The 7626-nt window shown below is 67.9% G+C and carries 6 protein-coding genes; 5 read left to right on the top strand and 1 reads right to left on the bottom strand.

Annotated elements, in window-relative coordinates:
* Window positions 1–244: 244 nt before the first annotated feature.
* From QMX81_RS19845 to QMX81_RS19835, 3 genes are read left to right on the top strand one after another with little or no spacing between them, the layout of a single operon-like run.
* Complete coding sequence (locus QMX81_RS19845; protein WP_282264071.1) at window positions 245–658, top strand: acyl-CoA thioesterase; 414 nt, start codon at window positions 245–247, stop codon at window positions 656–658.
* Window positions 659–704: 46 nt separating this feature from the next.
* Window positions 705–1523: an NAD-dependent protein deacetylase gene (locus QMX81_RS19840; protein WP_282264069.1), complete on the top strand. Its 819-nt coding sequence runs from the start codon at window positions 705–707 to the stop codon at window positions 1521–1523.
* A 58-nt stretch (window positions 1524–1581) separates the two neighbouring features.
* Window positions 1582–2730 carry an NADH:flavin oxidoreductase/NADH oxidase gene (locus QMX81_RS19835; RefSeq protein WP_121044326.1) on the top strand — a complete coding sequence of 383 codons (1149 nt, stop codon included), beginning with the start codon at window positions 1582–1584 and terminating at the stop codon, window positions 2728–2730.
* Between the two features lie 51 nt (window positions 2731–2781).
* Here the strand turns inward: QMX81_RS19835 and QMX81_RS19830 are convergent, their stop codons facing one another.
* Window positions 2782–3714, bottom strand: coding sequence for a LysR substrate-binding domain-containing protein (locus tag QMX81_RS19830; RefSeq protein ID WP_282264067.1), 933 nt, complete (start codon window positions 3712–3714; stop codon window positions 2782–2784).
* A 224-nt stretch (window positions 3715–3938) separates the two neighbouring features.
* On the opposite strand from QMX81_RS19830, the gene aceE reads away from it, so the two are divergent.
* Together aceE and purU are read left to right on the top strand one after the other, a co-directional pair.
* Window positions 3939–6611 carry a pyruvate dehydrogenase (acetyl-transferring), homodimeric type gene (gene aceE, locus QMX81_RS19825; RefSeq protein ID WP_282264065.1) on the top strand — a complete coding sequence of 891 codons (2673 nt, stop codon included), beginning with the start codon at window positions 3939–3941 and terminating at the stop codon, window positions 6609–6611.
* Between the two features lie 74 nt (window positions 6612–6685).
* Window positions 6686–7537 (top strand): formyltetrahydrofolate deformylase, encoded by an 852-nt coding sequence (purU, locus tag QMX81_RS19820; protein WP_121044317.1) that lies wholly within the window; start codon window positions 6686–6688, stop codon window positions 7535–7537.
* Window positions 7538–7626 lie beyond the last annotated feature (89 nt).

Here is a 7626-nt window from a genome sequence, read left to right as displayed (position 1 = left end):
GCTGGACCCGCCGAAAATACGTCCTTGTAGGCTCGTGGGCCGCATCCATGCGGCCCAACGGTCCTGCATTCGCCTACCCGGGTCACTTCCCATGGATCTTCCATTGCGGTTGGAAAGGCGGTTATTACCAACGTGCGCTGACCATCAATGCAGCCCTTGGTATCGCCAAGAACGCTGTACGCGACCCCCAACCATCCCCTGTCGTATCATCCGCGCCACCCCACACACATTCCCGGCCCCCGCCATGACCCCCATCCCTGAAGCCATCCCGCCCATCGAAGTCCGCATGGCCGAGATCGTGTTCCCCAACCACACTAATCACCTGGGCACCCTGTTCGGTGGCCAGGCACTGGCATGGATGGACAAGGCGGCGTTCCTGGCCGCCGCCCGTTACTCCCGCCGTACCGTGGTCACCGCGCGCTCGGACCAGGTCGATTTCAAGCTGCCGATCCGCATCGGCCAGATGGTGGAGACCGTCGGCCGCATCGTTGAAGTGGGCCGCAGCTCGATGAAGGTGGAGGTTGAACTGATCGCCGAAGACCTCCACACCGGTGAGCGCAAGCTGTGTACGCGCGGGCACTTCGTGATGATCGCGCTGGATGCCGATGGCCATCCGACCAGCGTCCCGTCGCTGCCGGGTGACATCCCGGGCCCGTAAGCGGCCAGCGATTGCCTCTCTGTCCCTGCGCCCCCATCTGCTGATCATGAGCACACCTCTCGCCGAGTTCATCGACCGCGCCCAGCGCCTGTTCGTGCTGACCGGCGCAGGCTGCAGCACCGATTCGGGCATCCCGGATTACCGCGATGCCGATGGGCAGTGGAAGCGGACGCCGCCGGTCACCTACCAGGCCTTCATGGGCGAGCTGGCCACCCGCCAGCGTTATTGGGCGCGCAGCCTGCTGGGCTGGCCCCGGTTCGGGTGGGCCCAGCCGAACGGCACGCATGCCGCGCTCGCCGCGCTGGAAGCCCGGGGGCAGGTCGAGCTGCTGCTCACTCAGAATGTGGACCGGCTGCATCAGCGGGCGGGCAGCGAGGCGGTGATCGATCTGCATGGGCGGCTGGACCAGGTGCGCTGCATGGGCTGTGAAGCACGCACCCCGCGCGAGGCGTTCCAGCACCGGCTGCTGGCGCTCAACCCGGACTGGGAGCATCTGGAGGCCGCACAGGCGCCCGATGGCGATGCCGATCTGGAGATGGATTTCTCCGCCTTCCAGGTGCCGGCCTGCCCGGCCTGCGGCGGCGTGCTCAAGCCGGATGTGGTGTTCTTCGGTGAAAGCGTGCCGCGCGAGCGGGTCGCCACCGTCCACGACCATCTGCAGCGGGCCGATGCGGTGCTGGTGGTCGGCTCCTCGCTGATGGTCTATTCCGGGTTCCGCTTCGTGCAGGCGGCCGCGCAGGCCGGGGTGCCGATCGCTGCGCTCAACCGCGGCCTCACCCGTGCCGACGCGCTGCTGAGCCTGAAAGTCGACCAATCCTGCGCCGAGGCGCTGGCCTTCCTGCTGCCGGGAACCGCCGCCGCCTGAGCCGCTACGAAACACTGATCCACTGGCACGGTTGCCTCCGCCGCCGCACAGGAGTGCAATGGCGCCCGGTTACATTTCCTCTTCCCGAGTTCCCCCCTTGAGCCAGCTCTTCTCCTCCATCCCCTTCGGCCCGCTGACCCTGCCCAACCGCATCGTGATCGCGCCGATGTGCCAGTACTCCTGCGTCGACGGCCTTGCCAACGACTGGCACCGCATCCATCTCGGGCAGCTCTCGCAGTCCGGTGCCGGCCTGCTGATCCTGGAAGCCACTGCCGTGCTGCCGGAAGGCCGCATCAGCTGGGCCGATCTGGGCCTGTGGGATGACGCCACCGAAGCCGCGCTGGCCTCGGTCGTGGCCTCGGTCAAGCAGTGGTCGCCGATGCCGCTGGGCGTGCAGCTGGGTCACGCTGGCCGCAAGGCCTCGGTCAACAAGCCGTGGGAAGGTGGCGGTGCGATGGACCCATCCGATCCGCGTGCCTGGCCCACGGTCGCGCCGTCTGCGCTGCCGTTCGCCAAGACCGACCCGACGCCGACCGAACTGGACCTGGCCGGTATCGATGCGGTGGTCGAAGCCTTCGCGGCTGCGGCCCGTCGCGCCGAACGCGTCGGCATGGACCTGATCGAACTGCATGCCGCGCATGGCTACCTGCTGCACCAGTTCCTGTCGCCGCTGAGCAATCGCCGCGAGGATGAGTACGGTGGCTCGCTGGAGAACCGCATGCGCCTGCTGGTGCGCGTGTTCGACGCGGTGCGCGAGGCCGTCTCCGATCGCATCGCGGTGGGTGTGCGCATCTCCGCCAGCGACTGGGTGGCCGGCGGCTGGGATATCGAGCAGACCACGACCCTGGCGCATGTGCTGGACGCGCGCGGCTGCCAGTTCCTGCATGTCTCCAGCGGTGGCAACGACCCGCGCCAGCAGATTCCGCTGTCGCCGGGCTACCAGGTGCCGTTCGCGCAGGCGATCAAGGCGCACAAGCTGCGCATGCCGGTCATCGCGGTGGGGCTGATCACCGAGCCCTCGCAGGCCGAATCGATCCTGCGCCATGGTCATGCCGATGCGATCGCGCTGGCCCGCGGCATCCTCTACGACCCGCGCTGGCCGTGGCATGCCGCCGCGGCACTGGGCGATTCGGTGGCTCCGGCACCGCAGTACCTGCGCTGCGAACCGCGCGAAGCCCGCGGTGTGTTCATCGCGCCGGAACGCTGACACGCGGAAGGGAGTGCCGGCCGCTGGCCGGCATCCCGGGTGAGCCTGCCCTCAGCCTGCATCCACCCGCCACGCCGGCGGCAGCCCCTCGATGATGTGCTGCATCAGCGCCCGCACCTTCGGGGTCAGATCGCGGCGATCGCTGACGCACAGGAACAACCGCATCGGTTCCGGTGAGGCCTGGGTGCTCTGCGCATCGCCGGGTTCGAACAGAGCCTGCAGCTCGCCGCGCGCGAGATAGGGCGCGGCCACGAATGCCGCCAGCCGGGTGATGCCGCCGCCGGCCACCGCCATCGCGGCCAGCGCGTCGATGTCGTCGCTGACCAGCGCCGGGGCCACCTCGGCATCGAAGCGCATGCCGTCGCGTACGAAGCCCCAAGGCAGATAGCGCCCATCCAGCGGGTAGCGCAGCAGCAGGCAACGATGCTCGCGCAGCGCCTCCGGTGTGAGCGGGATGCCGGCCCGCGCGAGATACGACGGTGCCGCGCAGAACACGAACGGCACCTGCGCGATCGGCCGGGCCACCAGGCCTTCCTCCAGCTGCGGTTCGATCCGGATGCTCACGTCCACGTCTTCGTGCGCGTGGTCGACGCTGCGGTCGGTGAGCAGCAGCTCGATCGCCAGGCGGCGGAAGCGGGCCTGCAGCGCGGGCAGCAACGGGGCCAGCGCGTGCCGGCCGAACGCGGTGCTGCTGGCGATCCGCAGCCGTCCTTCAGGCGTGGCATCGAGGTCGGTCACGGCGGCCTGGGCGCGCTGCAGGTCGCGCTCGATGTGGCGCACCTGGGCCAGGTACAGCGCACCGCGCTCGGTCAGGGCCAGGGTACGGGTGGTGCGGTTGAGCAGGCGCACACCCAGATGCGCCTCCAGCCGGGCGATGTTCTGCCCGACCGCCGCCGGGCTGACCCCCAGCGTGCGCGCGGCTGCGGCCAGGCTGCCGGCGTCGGCGGTCCGGATGAAGCTGCGGATTGACTGGAGAATGTTCATGCTGGCCGCCATTCTCGCGCTCCATTGGAAAGAATTTCTTTATAAAGCGCCAAGCCCATCCGGTCTACCCGCCCCGGCGGCGGCTGCTTATCGTGCCTGTCCCGCAACCGCCAGGTTGCCCGCTCGCCCGGCTCTGCTGCCCGGGCGACGCCGCGTCCGCGCTGTGCCGCCCCCGCTGCCGTCGCGTCCTGCGCACGGCCTGGCCGCCTTCCCCGGAGATGCACATGAACCCAGCGCTCGCCCCCCTCGATATCGACCCGCAGGAAACCCAGGAATGGCGTGAGTCGCTGGAGGCGGTCATCCACGCCGCCGGCCGGTCGCGTGCGCATTACCTGATGGACCAGTTGACCGAGCTGGACACGGCCCGCCATGGTGATCTGCATGGCCGCGTCTGGACGGCGTACACCAACACCATTCCCGTCGAGCGCCAGCCCGCCTACCCGGGCGATCTCGGCATCGAGCGCCGCCTCAACGCGATGATCCGCTGGAATGCGATGGTCATGGTGCTGCGCGCCGGCAAACACTCCAACGTGGGCGGCCACATCGCCACGTACCAGTCCGCGGCGGTGCTGTATGACGTCGGCTTCGATCACTTCTTCCGTGGCCGTACCGACACCTTCGATGGCGACATGATCTACATCCAGGGGCATTCGGCGCCCGGCATCTACGGCCGCGCGTTCGTCGAAGGCCGCATCGCGCCCGAACGCATGGACAACTTCCGCCGCGAATCCGATCGCGAGGGTCTTTCTTCGTATCCGCACCCGCGGCTGATGCCGGACTTCTGGCAGTTCCCCACCGTCTCGATGGGGCTGGGTCCGCTCACCGCCGCCTACCAGGCGCGTTACATGCGCTACCTGGAATACCGCGGGTTGAAGGAGCACCAGGGCCGCAAGGTCTGGGCGTTCCTCGGCGATGGCGAAATGGACCAGCCCGAATCGCTGGCCGCGATCTCGGTGGCCGGCCGCGAGCGCCTGGACAACCTGGTGTTCGTGGTGAACTGCAATCTGCAGCGGCTGGATGGCCCGGTGCGCGGCAACGCCAAGGTGATCCAGGAACTGGAAGGCACCTTCCGCGCCGCCGGCTGGAATGTCATCAAGGTGATCTGGGGCGGCGGCTGGGACGCGCTGCTGGCCAAGGACCGCACCGGCCTGCTGCGCCAGCGCATGATGGAATGCGTGGATGGCGACTACCAGACCTTCAAGTCGCAGAACGGTGCCTACGTGCGCGAGCATTTCTTCGGCAGGTATCCCGAACTGCTGGCGCTGGTCGCGGACCTGAGCGATGACGAGATCTGGGCGCTCGCCCGCGGCGGTCACGATCCGCAGAAGGTGTACGCCGCCTACGCGCAGGCCGTCGCCGGCAATGGTCGCCCGAGCGTGATCCTGGCCAAGACGGTCAAGGGGTTCGGCATGGGCGAGGCCGGTGAAGGGCAGAACATCAATCACCAGCTCAAGAAGATGAGCGTCGATGCCGTGCGTGCGTTCCGTGACCGGTTCGATCTGCCGGTCAGCGACGACCAGCTGGAAGACATGCCGTACCTGCGCCCCGCGCCGGGCAGTGCCGAGGAGCGCTATTTCGCGCAGCGTCGCCAGGCCCAGGGCGGCCAGCTGCCCGCGCGGGTGACCCACGTCGATCCGTTGCCGGTGCCGGCGTTGTCGGCGTTCGCCACCCAGTTGCAGGGCAGTGGCGAACGTGGCCAGTCCACCACGATGGGCTTCGTGCGCATCCTCACCACGCTGCTCAAGGACCCCGAACTGGGCAAGCTGATCATTCCCATCGTGCCCGATGAATCACGCACGTTCGGCATGGAAGGCCTGTTCCGCCAGATCGGCATCCACTCCTACCTCGGCCAGTTGTACACCCCGCAGGACGCCGGCCAGCTGAGCTATTACAAGGAAGCCAAGGACGGCCAGATCCTGCAGGAGGGCATCAACGAATCCGGCGCGATCTGCTCGTGGATCGCCGCCGGTACCGCGTACAGCAACCACGGCCTGGCCACGATTCCGTTCTACATCTTCTACTCGATGTTCGGCCTGCAGCGCGTTGGCGACCTGGCCTGGGCGGCTGCCGATGCACGTACCCGCGGCTTCCTGCTCGGCGCCACGTCCGGCCGCACCACGCTGATGGGCGAGGGCCTGCAGCACGACGACGGCCACAGCCACGTGCTGTCCTCGGTGATCCCCAGCTGTGTGTCCTTCGATCCCACCTACAACTTCGAACTCGCGGTGATCATCCAGGACGGCCTGCGCCGGATGTACGTGGACCAGGAAGATATCTACTACTACATCACCGTGCTCAACGAGGCCTATCCGCACCCGGCACTGCCCGAAGGCAGCGAAGCAGGCATCCTCAAGGGCCTGTACCTGCTGCATCCCGCTGCCGCCGACAGCGACCCGGCGCTGCGCGTGCAGCTGATGGGCAGTGGCGCGATCCTGCGCGAGGTGGAAGCCGCGGCCACGCTGCTGCAGCAGGACTTCGGCATCGCCAGCGATGTGTGGAGCGCCACCAGCCTCACCGAACTGCGCCGTGATGGCCTGGCGGCAGAGCGCTGGAACCTGCTGCACCCCGTGGAGGAGCCGCGGGTGCCATATGTGCAGCAATGCCTGGCCGCGCACCCGGGCCCGGTGATCGTGGCCACCGACTACATGAAGATCGTCGGTGACCAGATCCGGCCCTTCATCGACGGCCGCCGCTTCACTGCGTTGGGCACCGATGGCTTCGGCCGCTCGGATACGCGCGAGTCACTGCGTACGTTCTTTGAAGTGGATCGCCACTTCATCGTGCTCGCCGCGCTCAAGTCGCTGGCCGACGAGGGCCGGATCGAACGGGCCCAGCTGCAGGTGGCGATCGACCGGTACGGCATTGATGTGGAGAAGGTGGACCCGGCGGCGGTGTAGGGGCTGGGCCACTGCCCTTGGTTGCATCTGAGAGCATCGACCGCAGCCCGGCGGTGCTCGCTTACACTGGCCGGATGCGCCCCGATTCCATCCTCACCCTGTCATGCCCGGACCGTACCGGGATCGTCTACCGTGTGTCCGGCCTGCTGTTCGAGCTGGGCTGCAACATCCTCGATGCCCAGCAGTTCGGCGACGACGAGAGCGGCCGGTTCTTCCTGCGCGTGCATTTCGACCGTGCCGCCGAGCAGTCACTGGGCGACGTGGAAGCCCGCATGGCCACCCTGGCCGCCGAGTTCGGGATGGACTGGCAGCTGCATGACGCCCGCCGTCGTGCGCGCCTGCTGGTGCTGGTGAGCAAGCAGGGGCATTGCCTCAACGACCTGCTGTTCCGCGCGCACAGCCGGCAGCTTCAGGTGGATATCGCGGCGGTGGCCTCCAATCACGAGGACTTCGCTGCCCTGGCCGGCTCCTACGGCGTGCCGTTCCATCACCTGCCGGTCAACGCGGACAACCGCGCCGTGCAGGAGCAGCAGATCATCGATCTGGTCGAGCGCGAGCAGATCGACCTGGTGGTGCTGGCGCGTTACATGCAGATTCTGTCGCCGCGCCTGTGCGAGGCGCTGGCCGGGCGCGCGATCAACATCCACCACAGCTTCCTGCCCAGCTTCAAAGGCGCGCAGCCGTACCACCAGGCACACGCGCGCGGGGTCAAGATCATCGGCGCCACCGCGCACTATGTGACCCCGGATCTGGACGAAGGCCCGATCATCGAGCAGGACGTCGCGCGTGTGGATCACGCGATGACGCCGCGCGATCTGGTGCGGCTGGGCAGCGATACCGAGTCCCAGGTCCTGGCGCGCGCGGTACGCCGGCATGTGGAGCACCGGATCCTGCGCAACGGGCATCGCACCGTGGTGTTCCGCTGACCGGTAGGTACCGACCGTTGGTGGGTACGACACTCCGGTAGTGCCGGCCGCTGGCCGGCTCATCGCACGACCCAAACGGTATCGGGAGC

Source organism: Stenotrophomonas sp. PS02301 (assembly GCF_029959485.1).
GTDB classification, from domain to species: domain Bacteria; phylum Pseudomonadota; class Gammaproteobacteria; order Xanthomonadales; family Xanthomonadaceae; genus Stenotrophomonas; species Stenotrophomonas maltophilia_Z.
Note: the sequence above shows the minus strand (reverse complement) of the source record. Positions and strands in the feature narration are given on the sequence as shown.

What these genes read in the sequence shown, in the direction of transcription:
- QMX81_RS19845 (WP_282264071.1), top strand. Translation starts at nt 245, where the DNA reads ATGACCCCCATCCCTGAAGCCATCCCGCCCATCGAAGTCCGCATGGCC.
- QMX81_RS19840 (WP_282264069.1), top strand. Translation starts at nt 705, where the DNA reads ATGAGCACACCTCTCGCCGAGTTCATCGACCGCGCCCAGCGCCTGTTC.
- QMX81_RS19835 (WP_121044326.1), top strand. Translation starts at nt 1,582, where the DNA reads ATGGCGCCCGGTTACATTTCCTCTTCCCGAGTTCCCCCCTTGAGCCAG.
- QMX81_RS19830 (WP_282264067.1), bottom strand. Translation starts at nt 3,714, where the DNA reads ATGAACATTCTCCAGTCAATCCGCAGCTTCATCCGGACCGCCGACGCC.
- aceE (WP_282264065.1), top strand. Translation starts at nt 3,939, where the DNA reads ATGAACCCAGCGCTCGCCCCCCTCGATATCGACCCGCAGGAAACCCAG.
- purU (WP_121044317.1), top strand. Translation starts at nt 6,686, where the DNA reads ATGCGCCCCGATTCCATCCTCACCCTGTCATGCCCGGACCGTACCGGG.